Raw genomic sequence first — 16,304 nt, 5'->3', positions numbered from 1 at the left:
CCTTCAAGCAGTTTTCGGAATGAGGCACTCAAGCAGCGCCTCTACAGTATTAAAGCGCTCTTCCGGGCGCTCCATCGGGACCATGAATTTGAACATCGTGGCGCCTTCGAACTTGTAGCGTTTGGGCTGGCCCTGGATCAGTTTGATCAGTGTCAGCGGGTCGACCGGCGTCTGCGCGGCGAACTCGATGCGGCCGCCTTGCGGGCCTCCATCGACTTTCTTGATGCCGAGCAATTCCGCCTGCAACTTCAGCGCGGTGATGCGCATCAGGTTCTTGGTCGGTTCCGGCAACAGGCCGAAGCGGTCGATCATCTCCACTTGCAGGTCCTTGAGGCCTTCCTCATCGGTGGCCGAGGCTATGCGCTTGTAGAGAATCAGCCGGGCATGAACGTCCGGCAGGTAGTCTTCGGGAATCAACGCGGGTACCCGCAAATTGACTTCCGGACCGCCGCCAAGGGGTTGGTCCAGGTTCGGTTGTTCGCCCTTGCGGATCGACTTCACCGCGCGCTCGAGCATTTCCATGTACAGCGTGAAACCGACGGCCTGAATCTGTCCGCTCTGACCGTCGCCCAGCAGTTCACCGGCGCCGCGGATTTCCAGGTCATTGGTGGCGAGCACGAAGCCCGCGCCCAGATCCTGGGTGTTGGCGATGGCTTCCAGGCGCTTTTCCGCATCCGGCGTGATTTGCTGGCGCGGCGGTGTCAGCAGGTAGGCGTACGCCTGGTGGTGACTGCGACCGACGCGACCGCGCAACTGGTGCAACTGCGCCAGGCCGAATTTGTCGGCACGCTCGATGATGATGGTGTTGGCGCTCGGCACGTCGATGCCGGTTTCGATGATGGTCGAGGCAATCAGCACGTTGAAACGCTTGTGATAGAAGTCGCTCATCACCTGTTCGAGTTCGCGCTCACGCATCTGTCCGTGGCCGATGCCGATTCGTGCTTCCGGCACCAGTTCGGCGAGGTCGGCGGCACACTTCTCGATGGTCTTCACGTCGTTGTGCAGGTAGTAGACCTGACCACCACGCAGCAACTCACGCAGCAGGGCTTCTTTGACCGTGCTCTTGTTTTGCTCCATGACGAAGGTGCGCACCGACAGGCGTCGCGCTGGCGGCGTGGCGATGATCGACAGGTCGCGCATGCCCGAGACGGCCATGTTCAGCGTCCGGGGAATCGGCGTCGCGGTGAGCGTGAGGATGTCGACTTCACTGCGCAGGGCCTTGAGCTGTTCCTTCTGGCGGACACCGAAACGGTGCTCTTCGTCGATGATCACCAGCCCCAGGTTTTTGATTTTGACGTCGTCCTGCAACAGCTTGTGCGTACCGATCACGATGTCGATCTTGCCTTCGGCGAGGTCGGCAACGGCGGCGTTCACTTCCTTGGTCGACTTGAAGCGGCTCATCACTTCCACTGTCACCGGCCAGTCGGCAAATCGGTCGCGGAAGCTGTTGTAGTGCTGTTGAGCGAGGAGGGTGGTCGGCACCAGAATCGCCACCTGGCGACCGCCATGCACCGCGATGAAGGCGGCGCGCATCGCTACTTCGGTCTTGCCGAAACCCACGTCGCCGCAGACCAGGCGATCCATCGGCTTGGGCGCGAGCATGTCGGCGCGTACGGCGTCGATGGTGGTTTGCTGATCCGGGGTTTCTTCGAACGGGAAGCCGGCGCTGAAGGTCGCGTAATCGGCTTTCGGATCTTCGAAGGCATGCCCTTCGCGAGCGGCGCGGCGCGCATAAATGTCGAGCAATTCGGCGGCCACGTCGCGCACCTGTTCGGCGGCTTTGCGTTTGGCTTTCTGCCAGGTCTCGGAGCCGAGACGGTGCAGCGGGGCCAGCGCATCGTCGCTGCCGGTGTACCGCGCGATCAGGTGCAGGTTGGCGACCGGCACATACAGCTTCGCGCCTTCGGCGTACTGCAGCGTGAGGAATTCTGCCGCCTGGTCATCGATCTCCAGTGTCGCCAACCCGAGGTAGCGGCCCACGCCGTGATCGATGTGCACCACCGGCGCGCCTTCGCGCAGCTCGGTGAGGTTCTTGATAACGGCATCGTTGTTGGCATCGGCGCGCTTTTCGCGACGACGGCGCTGCATCACGCGCTGGCCAAACAGCGGGCTTTCCGCCACCAGCGCCAAGGCTGGATTGTCGAGCACCAGGCCTTCGTCGAGCGGCGCAATGGTAATCGACAGGCGTTCTTTGCTTGCGACGAAATCGGGCCAGCTGTCGACGGTCTTCGGTCGCAGCTTCAGGCGTTCGAGCAATTCCAGCAGCACTTCGCGACGACCCGCAGACTCGGCGGTAAACAACACGCGGCCGGGGAACTCGTCGAGGAAACCGGCCAGCGCCGCCAATGGCTGAGTGGCCTTGGCTTCGATGGCCAGGTTGGGCAATTCGCGCGCCGGGAAGCGTTCGCGGCCGACGCCGGTCTCAATGTCTTGCTGGCTGGCAACTACGCGCGGCCAGCTCTTGAGGCGTGCGAAGCAATCTTCCACCGGCAGAAACAGCTCGGCGGGCGGTAATAAAGGACGCGCCGGATCGACGCGTCGCTCTTCATAGCGATTGCGCACATCGTTCCAGAAGTTTTCCGCGGCTTGCTCGATGCCTGGCAGGGAGAACACTTGGGTGTCCTGTGGCAGGTAATCGAACAAGGTTGAGGTTTCGTCGAAGAACAGCGGCAGGTAGTACTCGATACCGGCCGGCGTAATCCCGCTGCTCAGATCCTGAAAGATGGGGCAGCGACGGAAGTCGACATCGAAGCGCTCACGAAAACGCGCCTTGAAGCGCGTGACGGCATCTTTCTGCAGCGGGAATTCGCGGGCCGGCAACAGGCGGACGGTGTCCACCTTGTCAATGGAACGCTGGTTCTCCGGATCGAAAGTGCGCAGGGTTTCGATTTCGTCATCGAACAGGTCGATGCGGAAGGGCAGCTTGCTGCCCATCGGAAACAGATCGATCAGCGAGCCGCGTACGGTGAATTCGCCGTGCTCGTACACCGTATCGACATAGCGATAACCGCTGGCCTCGAGCCGGGTGCGCATTTGTTCGACATCCAGCTTTTGGCCGACGTCCAGAACAAGGCTGCTGCCCAGCAGGAATTTGGTGGGTGCCAGGCGATGCAGGGCCGTGGTGATCGGCACGACGAGCACGCCATGACTCAGCTCCGGCAGCCTGTACAAGGCAGCGATGCGCTGGGAAATGATGTCCTGGTGCGGCGAAAACAGATCGTAAGGCAGGGTTTCCCAGTCCGGGAAATGCAGTACTGGCAAGTCCGGGGCGAAGAAACTCAGCTCCTGTTCCAGCCGTTCGGCACTTTGGCTGTCGGCGGTCAGCAGCAGGGTAAAGCGCTTGGCAGCGCTGGCAGCCTCGGCGATGGCCAGGCTCAGGGCGGCACCGGGCAGGTTGCCCCAATGCTGTTTACCTGCCGCAGCAGGGAGAATCGGTAGACGCAGAACGGGCACGGAAGGTTGAGCTCCAAGCGTTGCGACAAAGTCGGTAATTGTAGCGGTCCCGGGTGCCGCCTGTCAGTTGAAGACTGCGTCTATTACGCAGGTTTGGCGAAATGTAGTGGTAAAGACAAAAACCGGCTGTTTTTTGCAGTTTTTTAGGGATTATGTAGTGCCGAAATGGGTGAGTGTTACGGATGGTTACGGACAAGGCAGCGCTGTCTCCAAAAAATACGCAACGCTGGAAGCCACGGTTTTACTGGGCTTGAGCGAGACGTAATTTTTTTCGATGGGAATTTGTTACGGCCCGTTCGACAGGATCGCATTGCTACGTGACGGTTGGGGCGGCATAATGTAGCCCCTTTTTTCTGCCCCTACATGTGGAAGGTTCCCGTGACTCAGAAGCCCGACCAGTGTCTTGGTGAATGGATCGACCGTGAAGCACTCGCAGAAGCGATGATTCCGCTTATCGGTCAGCTCTACCGCAATAACAACGTGGTGAGCTCGATCTATGGCCGCAGCCTGATCAATCGTTCAGTCATTGCGATTCTCAAAGCTCACCGCTTTGCTCGTCATCGTCAGTCCGATGACAGCGAATTGTCCGTCCACGAAACATTCCCGCTGCTCAAAGCGATGAGCGAGCTCAAGCTCGGCGCCGCTTCGGTAGACCTGGGCAAGCTTGCGGTCAAGTTCAAGGCCGAAGGCAATGGCCGTACTGCCGAGCAGTTCGTCCGTGAAGAACTGGCCGACGTCGTTGGTCAGCAAAACGCTTCCGCTCGCAAAGGCACCGACGTTGTTCTTTACGGCTTCGGTCGTATCGGCCGTCTGCTGGCGCGTATCCTGATCGAGAAAACCGGTGGTGGCGACGGCCTGCGTCTGCGCGCCATCGTTGTCCGCAAGGGCGCCGAGAACGATCTGGTCAAGCGTGCAAGCCTGCTGCGTCGTGACTCGGTTCATGGTCCGTTCGACGGCACCATCACCATCGATGAAGCCAACAGCACCATCACCGCCAACGGCAACCTGATCCAGGTTATCTACGCGAAGAACCCGACTGAAGTGGACTACACCCAGTACGGCATCAAAGACGCGCTGCTGGTGGACAACACCGGTGTATGGCGTGACGCCGACGGCCTGGGCCAGCATCTGGCCTGCCCGGGTATCGATCGCGTTGTTCTGACCGCGCCTGGCAAAGGCAAGCTGAAGAACATCGTTCACGGCATCAACCACGGCGAAATCACCGCTGACGACAAGATCGTTTCCGCCGCTTCCTGCACCACCAACGCCATCGTGCCGGTGCTGAAAGCTGTGAACGACAAGTTCGGCATCATCAACGGTCACGTTGAAACGGTTCACTCGTACACCAACGACCAGAACCTGATCGACAACTTCCACAAAGGCGATCGCCGTGGTCGTAGCGCCGCGTTGAACATGGTGATCACCGAGACCGGTGCTGCTACCGCTGCTGCCAAGGCATTGCCTGAGCTGGCCGGCAAGCTGACCGGTAACGCGATCCGCGTTCCGACGCCTAACGTGTCGATGGCCATTCTCAACCTGAACCTTGAGAAAGCCGCTACCCGCGAAGAGATGAACGAGTACCTGCGCTACATGGCGCTGCACTCCGATCTGCATAAGCAGATCGACTACGTCAATTCGCAGGAAGTGGTTTCCACTGACTTCGTTGGCTCGCGCCACGCAGGCGTTGTGGATGCTGAAGCGACCATCAGCCAGGACAACCGCGTTGTACTGTACGTTTGGTACGACAACGAGTTTGGCTACAGCTGCCAGGTTGTTCGCGTGATGGAAGACATGGCCGGTGTAAACCCGCCAGCGTTCCCACGCTAAGCGTCACAGGTAAATGAAAACGCCCCGGCACTTGTCGGGGCGTTTTTTTTATAACGTTTTAATCTGTTTGTTTTGAAATTGATGATTGTCTCGAACTCGATACAAAGTTTATTTCAGTACTAAAAATAAAAACCCCTAGTAAAAATAAACAGTTGTCGCGCAAACGCGTGTGGATGATTGAAGCGGATCCAATCCGAAATGCGCTACATATTTGGCGCCATTTAATTGCTCTGCACAAATGCTTGACACTCTATAACACTGAATCTAGTGTCTTCCCTGTCGGCGCCCGCTCTGCCTCGGGCAACACACGCTTTTACCGTCACTGCGCTGTCGTGTATCTCTCCAACAAGACAGGAATCCCATTCCTGCTCACATCAAATAAATCCTGATAAGAAAGTGTCGGCTTAGTTGCCGTCCATAAAGTCTCTTTGTTTTTCGCTCACCCTGCCAAAAGTGTTTCGCAGTCACGGCCTGCTATTGCCTGACTTATACGCGGTTGGTCTATCGGGAGAGTTGAACATGGCTGAAGAGCGCTCAAAGCTATTGTCATTGTTACCGCGCCTGGTGGGTCTGGGCGTTCTTGGATTCATCATCTGGCTGTTGTTGTCGACGTTGTTGATGCCTTTGGTTTCAGCTTCCGCAACGCGGGCGATTTTGAATGCACCGGTGATTCTGCTCACGACACCGATTGACGGTGTGGTGAGCACGCTGGAAGTCAAACCGGGTGCGACCTTTGTGCAGGGACAGAAAATCGCGGTCGTGGAAAACCCTCGGGCGAACCAGGAAACATTGCTGACTCTGCAAACGCGACGATTGACCCTGGAGCAGCAGCTGTCCTCTTCGGCGAGTCAGGCCGAGCACGATCAGCGGTATTACGAGGCGCTGGAAAAGACCAGCCAGCAGTACCAGACGGCGTTTCATACCCGCCAGCTGTTCACCCAAAGAGCCCTGAAAGCCGAGAACAGCGCTGCCAGCGCCCGGTTGATGGATGCCCAGGAAACCGTCGAACGCAATCTGGAGTTGTTTGTGCAGGGGGCGGTGAGTGGTGCGGTGGTCGCGTCATCCAAGGCCCAGTTGGCCTCGTTGCAAGGCGCGGCAGAATCGGTTCGCTCGCAATTACGCATCAACGACGGTGACGTCAGTGCCGCCAACAAGCAGGTCTACCTCGATCCGGATCAATTGAGGATGTTCGACCTCAGTGCGCAAATGACCACGCTCAAGCTCAGTCTCGAGAATCAGGCGCGCAATCGGGCGACCTATCAACAGGAGCTCGACAACCTCAACCAACTGATCGAAACCGAGCAAAATCGGGTCAGGCTGATGGCCGGTTATGACGTCGTGGCGTACTCGCCGGGTACCGTCCAGGAGTTGTTGGCACCCCAAGGCACGCTGGTGCAGGCCGGGTCGACCTTGTTGCGCGCCACCGATTGCGGACAGAGCTACGTGATCGCGGTGTTTCCCGAACGCATGGCCAGCAAGATCGACCGTGACAGTGTGCTGACGGTGAAGATCCGCGGCCTGGATGAACCTCTCAAGGCCAGTGTGGTGCAGCTGTTGTCGAGCACGTCGGACATCCGCGCCAACACCTACAGCGTGCCGTTCCCCTATGCCGAGCAAAACTCGGTGTACGTGGTCGGGACGTTTGCTTCGGACCTGACGGACACCCAGCGAGCCATGACCTGCAACCCGGGTTTGTGGGCCAGTGCTGAGGTGTCGCGGCGATGAACAGTGTCCTGAAGGCAGTGGTCGGCGTGATGCTGATCAGCAGCGGGGCGTCCGCACTGGCGGCGCAGGCTCGGCCGCAACTGGTGGCGATGACCTGCGCGGCGCTGGATCGGGCGGTGGCTTCACAACCTGAAGGCCCGGTGTTGTTGGCCAGCTATCCGCCACTGGAGGGGCAACCTTCACCGATCCTGGCCCTGCGCGGTGTCGCCTTCACCTACGACAACGCCTTGGCGAGCATCGCGTTGTTCGCCTGTGGCAAAGCGGTGTCAGCGCGACGGATAGCCGATGCCCTGGCGTTCGCGACGAATCACGATCCCGAATATCAGGACGGCCGCCTGCGCAACGCCTACGCCGCCGGCCCGGTAGGGGAACCGTCGATGAAGTTGCCGGGCTACTGGAGTACTGAACGTAACGCCTGGAATCAGGATGCCTATCAGGTCAGCAGTGCCACGGGCAATCAGGCGTGGGCTGCGTTGGCGTTGTTGGAGGCTTTTCGTCAGAGCGGGGAGGCGTCTTACCTCGAGGCTGCACGAAAGGTCCTGCAGTGGTCGCAGAAACATACCTACGACGGGCAATCGCCAGCCGGCTTCAGCGGCGGCTATTACGGTTACTTTGCCAAACAGGTGCAGCAGAACTGGAAGTCCACCGAACACAATGTCGACCTGGCCGCCGCCTGGTCGGCACTCAATGCGGTAGCGCCGGATCAAGCGTCGGCGCAACAGGCGCAGATCGCCCGGCAATTTGTCTCAAGCCAGTGGGACGCTAAAGAGGGGCGGTTTCTGATCGGCACCGGGGAGGATGGTCAGACATCCGACCGCATTCGCTCGGGGCTGGACGCGCAGATCTGGCCGTTGATTGCCTTGCACGATCCGCCCAAGGATTGGCGTCGGGTGTTCGCATTTATCGATCTCGCACACCGTGCTGGCGAAGGTTATGGCTTCAACCGCGACCCCGATGGTTTGTGGACTGAAGGCACCGCGCAGGCTGCTGCTGTCGCACAGTTGAGTGGCTTGAGCGACATGGCCCAACCGTTATGGAGCGTGTTGTTAGCCCAGGAAGCCAGTAATGGCTGGCTGTTCGCAACGCCGGCAGCGCGCATCAGTACCGGGCTGGCCATAGGCCCGGACTCCGTCACCAACGACTTTTTCTATTACCACCTGCCTCACTTGGGCGCTACGGCGTGGGCGGCGATTGCGGCCACCGGCGTCAATCCCTTTACTGGTTCGCTAGAGGCTGACTGACATGCAGGCACTGGACTCGCTGCAACTGCTGCAAATCAATTTCTGGACACTGGCGGCGGTGATTCTGTTCACCTGCCTGACGCATCGGGACCAATGGGCGGCGCGGGCAGGTTTCGGTGCCGTCACCGCGTTGTTGTTGCTCAACTACGCTGCCTGGCGGATTCGCGACACCTTGCCCGATAGCCACTCAGGCTTCGCCACGGTGTGGGCGTATGCCTTTCTGTTTTTTGAAATGCTGGCGATCGGTTACACGCTGTTCTCCATTGTCGTGATGCTCTGTCGATCGGATCACAGCAAGGACGCGGACGCCGGCGAGCGAGGGTTGCGCGCCAGGGGGGCGAATGTGCCCGCGGTGGACGTGTTTATCGCCACCTACAACGAAGGCCTGGAGATCCTCGAAAAAACCATAATTGCCGCCCAGGCCATCGACTATCCCAACTTCACCATTTGGGTGCTCGATGACACGCGTCGCGACTGGTTGCGCGATTACTGTGCCGAGGTGGGCGTGCAGTACGCGCGACGCCCGGACAATTCCTTCGCCAAGGCGGGCAATCTTAACAACGGTCTGCGTCAATCGGCGCTAGGCAGCAACGCGCCATACATTCTGGTACTGGACGCCGACTTTGCCCCGCAGCAACCGATTCTGTTGCGCACGCTCGGGCTGTTCGACGATCCGAAAGTCGGCCTCGTGCAGACGCCGCAGTTCTATTACAACCCCGATCCAATCCAGCACAACCTTGGCACTTCGGCCTGCTGGGTCGATGAGCAGCGGGTGTTCTTCGACGTCTACCAGCCGGCGAAAGATGGGTGGGACGCGGCGTTTTGCGTCGGCACGTCCTTCGTCGTGCGACGGGATTTGATCAACGAGATCGGCGGTTTTCCCACAGGCTCGGTCTGTGAAGACATCTACACGACGTATCGATTGCTGCAAAAAGGTTACGTCACGCGCTGGTTGAATGAGCGTCTGTCGATCGGTTTGTCTGCCGAGGGTTTGACCGAGTACATCAATCAGCGTGGGCGTTGGTGCCTCGGCACCATCCAGGTGGCGCTGCTCAAGGACGGCCCGTTGCGGGGCAGCGGCTACACGCTCAATGACCGGTTGCACTATATCCACGGGCTGATGCATTGGTTTTCCAAGCCGTTCATTTTGATGATGCTGGTGTCCCCGGTGTTGTATTGGTACTTCGGCATTGCCGGGTTCTACGCCAACCCGGTGGATTTCCTTGCGTTCGGCATGCCGGCATTGATCGCGTTCTGGGGATATGGCACCTGGGTCACGGATCGGCGCACCTTGCCGATTTTTACCGAGGTCACCCAGATCGTCGCCTCGCTGGCCGTTACGGCCACCATTGCCAGCGCCATGATCCGACCCTTTGGACGCCCCTTCAAAGTCACCGCGAAAGGGCTCGACCGGACGAAAACAATGGTCCACTGGAAGCTCTTCGGCTTCTTTTTTGCCCTGACGCTGTTTTCACAGATCGGCGCGTACATCGCCATCAGCACAGCGGCCTCGTTCGACGGCAACATGCTGTTCAACCTTTGCTGGACGGTGGTCGCGCTGGTGTACAACCTGGCGACGCTGGTGGCGTGCGTCGACCGCCCACGGTTGCACGGCGAAGAGCGCTTTCCGTTCGACAAACCCACCGGGTTTCGCTTCGGCGGCAAAGTCCTGCCCGGGCGTCTGGTGGATATTTCCCTCAGCGGCACGTCATTGAAATGCGCTTTTGCGTCCTCGATCAAGCCCGGGCTGTGCGGCCAATTGTGGATCGACAAACTGGGCTGGCTCGACGTCGAGGTGATGCGCCATCACGACGAAGATCAGTTGGGCTTGAGGTTTGTCGACCTCGATGAACCGCTGCGCCGGCAACTGATTGCGCGCCTGTTCAGCGACGCGACGATCAATGTGGTGAGCAAGGCCGAGCCGGCGCTGGCGTTCGGTACGTTGCTGCGTCGGTCATTACTTGGAGATAAGCGTACGAAGTCGCGTTTGCCTGCGCAGGCCAAGGTTCCGGTTTACTCGCCATTGCCAAGGTGGCGTCCGGTGCGTGTGCGTTCGCGGGAACGGGCACTGCCGCACATCAGTGTCGGACGTTCAGGTTTGTGGTCTTTGCTTCTTTCTCCCTTGCGAGCTTTGCTCGGCCAACGCTTGTAGGTGCGCCCCATGACGAACAGTTACTTACCCACTTCATGCTTCGTGTTGTTATTGCTCGGCGGCTGTTCCCTGGAGCCGACTTACGAGAAGCCCGATGCGCCCATCGACCAGCAGTGGCCAGCGAACACAGCGGGTGAGTGTTGCGCGGGCAAGCAGGCGTTCGACAAGGATTGGCACGGTTTTGTGGTCGATGATCGTCTGCGTCAACTGATCGAAATGGCGCTGACCAACAACCGCAGCTTGCGACAATTCGCAGCCAGCGTCGAAGAAGCGCGGGCCGGGTACGACAGTGCGCAGTCGGGACTTTTTCCTACGATTGGCATCGACACCTATGCGGGACGCAGCAAATTACCGCCGTTGGTGCGTACGCCGGGAGGCGGTGACAGCGCCGGCAGTATCGCCAACACGTTTCAGGCGACGGGTGGGTTCACGTCCTACGAGCTTGATCTGTTTGGTCGTATCCGCAGTCAGCGCAACGCCGCCGGGGCGCGTTTCGAGGCGTCCGAAGCGGATTACCAGACGGCGCGCCTGGCATTGATTGGCGAAGTCGCCAGCACCTGGTTGAGTCTCAAGGCCAATCAGCATCTGCTTGATCTTGCACAGAACACTTACCAATCCCAGGACAAGTACGGACAGCTGTTGCGTAAAAGTTTCAATCTCGGGTCCAGTGCGCGCATTGACGTTCACCAGGCGGATGCGCAAACGAATACCGCCGCGGTGCAGGTCAACACCTACCGCATGCAAGTGGCGCAGAACAGCAACGCCTTGCGGGTGCTGGTGGGGCAGCCGGTGCCGGTGGGTTTGTTGCCCACGGGTGTGCTGGGCGAGCAGTTGGCAACGCTCGACGTTCCGGCGGGTTTGCCGTCGTCACTGGTCGAGCGCCGGCCAGACATCATGTCTGCCGAAGCCCAGTTGCGAGCCGCCAACGCTGATATCGGCGCCGCTCGCAGTGCGTACTTTCCAACGTTTTCGCTGACCTCGGCGTTGGGTAGCCTGACCGGCGATTTTTCGCGGTTGCTCAGTGGCCCAGCGGAATTCTGGTCGGTGGCGTTGGCGGGGTCGTTGCCGTTGATTGACGGCGGTGCGCGGCGGGCGCAAGTGGATGCCAGTCATGCACGGTTCGACGGTCGAACGGCGGCGTATGAAGCCACGGTGCAGAATGCGTTTCGTGAAGCGGCCGATGCCTTGAATGCGCGGCAGGAAATGCTCACCCAGGTGGCGTTCCAGAAAAAACTGGTGGGGGATTATCAAGAGGCGTATCGCCAGTCGCGCCTGCGTTTCGAGGCGGGGCTCGACAGCTATTTCTCGACCATGGATGCGCAGCGTTCGTTGTTTGATGCGCAGCAGAAATGGGCGCAGCTTGAGTTGGCGCGGGAGATTAACCAAGTGACGTTGTACAAGGCGTTGGGCGGGGGGTGGAGTCGTTCGTTGAAGGTGGCGGAGCGGTGAGTTTGCGGTGAGTTTTCTGGCCTCATCGTCGGAATGCCGCCCAGACCAGGCTCACTCCTACAGGTTATGCGCTAATTTTGAAATCGCGCACGAACCTGTGGGAGCAAGCCTGGTCTGGGCGGCATTCCGACGATGGCGATTGGTCAGGCGCCGCCAACCACCGCCGCCTGCGCCGTCCGCAGTTCGTGCCGGTTACCCCGGAACAGCACCAGCGTCGCGATCAGTCCCATCACCGCCGCGCCCGTGAGCCAGATCCCCGGCGCCGCCTTGTTATCCAGTACATGAATCAGGTACGTGCAGGCCGCCGGAGTGAAACCACCGAAGGTCGCGGTGGCCAGGCTGTAGGCCAAAGAGAAACCGGTCGTACGAACTTCCACCGGCATGATCTCGGTCAGCGCCACGACCATCGCGCCGTTGTACGAGCCGTACAGGAAAGACAGCCACAACTCGACGATCAGCAAATGACTGAAGCTCGGGTTTGCCACCAGCCACGACAGGGCAGGGTACGCAGTGAAAATCGCGAGAATCGTCGCCGCCAGGAGTAAGGGTTTTCGCCCGACCCTGTCCGACACAGCCCCCATCACCGGCAACCAGAAGAAATTCGACAGGCCAATGCACACCGTCACCAGCAATGCGTCCAGGTCCGACAAATGCAGTTCGGCTTTGCCGAAGGTCGGCGTGTAGGCCGTGATCAGGTAGAACGACACGGTGGTCATCACCACCAGCGCCATGCCGGCGATGACAATGCCGAAGTTCTGACCGATCGAGCGGATGATTTCCTGCAGGGTAGGGCGGTGTTTGCGCGTCTGGAACTCGGGTGTTTCTTCCAGCGAACGGCGGATCACGAAGATCACCGGCACGATCATGCAACCGATCAGGAACGGCACGCGCCAGCCCCAGTCACCCATTTCTTCCGGGCTGAGCCAGTGGTTCAAGCCCACCCCCAGCAATCCGGCAAAGACCACGGCCGCTTGCTGGCTGGCGGACTGCCAGCTGACAAAGAAACCTTTACGCCCCGGCGTGGAAATCTCGGCGAGGTAAACCGACACGCCGCCGAGCTCAACACCGGCGGAGAAACCTTGCAGCAGGCGTCCGAACAGCACGAGCAGCGGCGCCGCCACCCCTAATGTGGCGTATCCCGGCACGCAGGCGATCAGCACCGTGCCGGCCGCCATCATGGCCAGTGTGATGATCAAACCTTTACGACGGCCATGACGGTCGATGTAGGCACCCAGGAAAATGGCGCCCAGCGGACGCATCAGGAAACCGGCGCCGAAGGTGGCGAGGGACAACATCAGCGAAGCGAAAGCGCTGTCGGCGGGGAAGAAGGTTTTGGCGATGGCCGTGGCGTAAAAGCCATAGACCATGAAGTCGAACATCTCGAGGAAGTTGCCGCTGACAACGCGAAAAATCGCCTTGCCTTTGCCCGTATTCGAGGACATTTGTACGTACTCACTATTGGCTGGCTGGTTGGAAATCCTTGTTCTAGAGGCGTCCTCGGCGCTTTCAGGAAGCCAGGCTCCTTGGGCGAACAGTTTTGTAACGATATGTGTATAGAAATCGTTAGGCAACAACTAGTTAGCTTGCTGCTTAAACGTTATTGCCATTACGCGGCATGAATTGCGGACTTCAGTGAATAAATAATCAGCAACGACTTAGATCCAGTGTGGGAGTGAGCCTGCTCGCGATAGCGGTCGTTCAGTTGATATCGATGTCGGCTGACACGCCGCTTCGCGAGCAGGCTCACTCCAACAGTTTCTATCGCATAATGGCTGGCTTCAGTGGTGTGTCAGAGGGAGCTTCAATTGTCGAAATGGCAGCAGTGCGGACTTTTGAGCCTGATCATAGTGTTGTCCGGCTGCGGCAACGGCGATTCCATGGAAAGCTTCAGCGGCCCGACCATGGGCAGTACGTATTCGATCAAATACCTGCGCCAGGCCGGTCTTCCTTCTTCGGCAGACGTGCAGGTCCAGGTCGAGAAAATCCTCGCTGAAGTCGATCAGCAGATGTCCACCTACCGCAGTGATTCCGACATCGAACGCTTCAACGATCTGCCCGCCAACCGCTGTCAGCACATGCCTGCGCCGGTCCTCAAGTTGATCCGCGTCGGTGAACAACTGTCTGAACAAAGCGAAGGTTCCTACGACTTGACGGTGGAGCCGCTGCTCAATCTCTGGGGTTTCGGCCCCCAGGCGCGTGAGGAAAAGGTCCCCGACGCCCAAGCGCTGGCGCAAGTACGCCAGCGAATCGGCTACCAACACCTGCGCATCGAGCGTGATCAACTGTGCAAGGACGCTGCGGTCGAAGTCGACTTCAACAGCATCGCCGCCGGTTACGCCGTTGACCGGATCGCCGCAAAGCTTGAGGCGATGGGCATCCACAATTACCTCGCCGAAGCCACCGGGGAGCTGAAGGCAGCGGGCAGGAAACTCGATGGCTCACCCTGGCGTATCGCGCTGGAGGAGCCCCGCGACGATCAGCGAGTCGCCCAGCGAATAATCAATATCGACGGGTATGGCGTGTCCACCTCAGGCGACTACCGTCATTATTTCGAGAAGGACGGCAAGCGGTATTCCCACACCTTCGATGCTCGTACTGGCGCGCCGGTATCCCACACCCTGGCGTCCGTCACGGTGATTGATCCTTCGGCCATGATGGCCGATGGCTTATCGACGCTGCTGCTGATTCTCGGACCCGTGCGCGGGTGGGACTACGCCGAAAAACACGACATCGGCGCATTTTTTGTGATTCGCACCGACAGCGGTTTCGTCACACGAACCAATCAGGCTTTCGAGCGGTTGAGCACTGGAAAACCGAGTGATCACTGAGTCGCGAGCATTGAAAACTGGCGTTGTAGTGCAGGCAAAAGTAGCCTACGACGCGACCAAGGGTTAATGTGCGCGGCGTTGACGCTTCTATAGACTGTGTCCGGGTTTTGCATTGACCCCAAATTGTTCCTTCACGCCGCAGATCGGCGTGATTTAGCCGCAGGTGCCGATGGCGCCGCGGCCTGTTCTGAGGAGTACGCATGGCTGTCTACAACTACGACGTGGTGGTGCTGGGTTCTGGCCCGGCAGGAGAAGGCGCGGCAATGAACGCCGCCAAAGCAGGGCGCAAGGTGGCAATGGTCGATAGCCGTCGCCAGGTCGGCGGCAACTGCACCCACCTGGGCACCATCCCGTCCAAGGCACTGCGTCACTCGGTCCGGCAGATCATGCAGTTCAACACCAACCCGATGTTCCGGGCCATTGGTGAGCCGCGCTGGTTCTCGTTCCCGGACGTGCTGAAAAGCGCTGAAAAAGTCATCTCCAAGCAAGTCGCTTCGCGCACCGGCTACTACGCCCGTAACCGCGTCGACGTGTTCTTCGGCACCGGCAGTTTTGCCGACGAGCAAACCATTGAAGTGGTCTGCGGCAATGGCGTCGTCGAAAAGCTGGTGGCCAAGCACATCATCATCGCCACCGGTTCGCGCCCGTATCGCCCGGCGGACATCGATTTCCACCACCCGCGTATCTACGATAGCGACACCATCCTCAGCCTCGGTCACACCCCGCGCAAACTCATCGTTTACGGCGCAGGCGTGATCGGTTGCGAGTACGCCTCGATCTTCAGTGGTCTGGGTGTGCTGGTCGAGCTGGTGGACAACCGCGGTCAGTTGCTGAGCTTCCTGGACTCGGAAATTTCCCAGGCCCTGAGCTACCACTTCAGCAATAACAACATCACGGTTCGCCACAACGAAGACTACGACCGTGTCGAAGGCGTGGACAACGGCGTGATCCTGCACCTCAAGTCCGGCAAGAAGATCAAGGCCGATGCCTTGCTCTGGTGCAACGGCCGTACCGGTAATACCGACCAGTTGGGTCTGGAAAACATCGGCGTGAAGGTCAACAGCCGTGGCCAGATCGAAGTGGATGAGGCCTACCGTACCTGCAAGCCGAATATCTACGGCGCCGGTGACGTGATCGGCTGGCCAAGCCTGGCCAGTGCCGCGCATGACCAGGGGCGTTCGGCCGCTGGCAGCATCGTCGACAACCACAGCTGGCGTTTCGTCAATGACGTGCCGACCGGCATCTACACCATTCCTGAGATCAGCTCGATCGGCAAGAACGAGCAGGAGCTGACCCAGGCCAAGGTGCCGTACGAAGTGGGCAAGGCGTTCTTCAAGGGCATGGCGCGTGCGCAGATCGCCGGCGAGCCTCAGGGCATGCTGAAGATCCTGTTCCATCGCGAGACGCTGGAAGTGCTGGGCGTTCACTGCTTCGGTTATCAGGCGTCGGAGATCGTGCACATCGGTCAGGCGATCATGAGCCAGCCGGGTGACTTGAATACGCTGAAGTATTTTGTGAACACCACGTTCAACTACCCGACCATGGCCGAAGCCTATCGGGTAGCGGCGTACGATGGCCTCAACCGGCTTTTTTGAGCGGCTCCGGCCGGTGGCCTGAGCCGGCCGGGGA

The 16,304-nt window shown here is 59.5% G+C and carries 9 protein-coding genes; 7 read left to right on the top strand and 2 right to left on the bottom strand.

Going from position 1 to position 16,304, the window contains the following annotated elements; genetic code table 11:
• Window positions 1-3 precede the first annotated feature (3 nt).
• A complete protein-coding gene (gene mfd / locus H7698_RS02210) occupies window positions 4-3,453 on the bottom strand; it encodes a transcription-repair coupling factor (RefSeq protein ID WP_194690433.1) in 3,450 nt (1,149 codons plus the stop codon).
• Between the two features lie 363 nt (window positions 3,454-3,816).
• Here mfd and H7698_RS02205 point away from each other — a divergent pair, with 363 nt between their 5' ends.
• The 5 genes from H7698_RS02205 to H7698_RS02185 all read left to right on the top strand — a co-directional run bounded on the left by H7698_RS02205 (window position 3,817) and on the right by H7698_RS02185 (window position 11,847).
• Window positions 3,817-5,280, top strand: a complete 1,464-nt coding sequence (locus H7698_RS02205) for a glyceraldehyde-3-phosphate dehydrogenase (protein ID WP_162437411.1) — start codon at window positions 3,817-3,819, stop codon at window positions 5,278-5,280.
• Between the two features lie 519 nt (window positions 5,281-5,799).
• Window positions 5,800-7,005, top strand: a complete 1,206-nt coding sequence (locus tag H7698_RS02200) for an HlyD family efflux transporter periplasmic adaptor subunit (protein ID WP_162437410.1) — start codon at window positions 5,800-5,802, stop codon at window positions 7,003-7,005.
• Entirely contained in the window at window positions 7,002-8,246 is a 1,245-nt protein-coding gene (locus tag H7698_RS02195; RefSeq protein WP_194690432.1) for a hypothetical protein, read from the top strand. Before H7698_RS02200 ends, H7698_RS02195 begins: the two co-directional genes overlap by 4 nt.
• A 1-nt stretch (window position 8,247) precedes the next feature.
• Entirely contained in the window at window positions 8,248-10,398 is a 2,151-nt protein-coding gene (locus H7698_RS02190; RefSeq protein ID WP_194690431.1) for a glycosyltransferase family 2 protein, read from the top strand.
• Between the two features lie 9 nt (window positions 10,399-10,407).
• Window positions 10,408-11,847, top strand: a complete 1,440-nt coding sequence (locus H7698_RS02185) for an efflux transporter outer membrane subunit (RefSeq protein WP_194690430.1) — start codon at window positions 10,408-10,410, stop codon at window positions 11,845-11,847.
• A 143-nt stretch (window positions 11,848-11,990) separates the two neighbouring features.
• Here H7698_RS02185 and H7698_RS02180 read toward each other — a convergent pair whose 3' ends face one another.
• Window positions 11,991-13,289: an MFS transporter gene (locus H7698_RS02180; protein ID WP_194690429.1), complete on the bottom strand. Its 1,299-nt coding sequence runs from the start codon at window positions 13,287-13,289 to the stop codon at window positions 11,991-11,993.
• A 435-nt stretch (window positions 13,290-13,724) separates the two neighbouring features.
• Between H7698_RS02180 and H7698_RS02175 the strand changes: the two genes are divergently transcribed.
• A complete protein-coding gene (locus tag H7698_RS02175) occupies window positions 13,725-14,675 on the top strand; it encodes an FAD:protein FMN transferase (RefSeq protein ID WP_194690767.1) in 951 nt (316 codons plus the stop codon).
• A 200-nt stretch (window positions 14,676-14,875) separates the two neighbouring features.
• Window positions 14,876-16,270, top strand: coding sequence for a Si-specific NAD(P)(+) transhydrogenase (gene sthA, locus H7698_RS02170; RefSeq protein ID WP_194690428.1), 1,395 nt, complete (start codon window positions 14,876-14,878; stop codon window positions 16,268-16,270).
• The last annotated feature ends 34 nt before the right edge of the window (window positions 16,271-16,304 follow it).

This window comes from Pseudomonas sp. p50(2008), from assembly GCF_015351605.1.
In the GTDB taxonomy this organism is placed as follows: domain Bacteria; phylum Pseudomonadota; class Gammaproteobacteria; order Pseudomonadales; family Pseudomonadaceae; genus Aquipseudomonas.
Note: the sequence above shows the minus strand (reverse complement) of the source record. Positions and strands in the feature narration are given on the sequence as shown.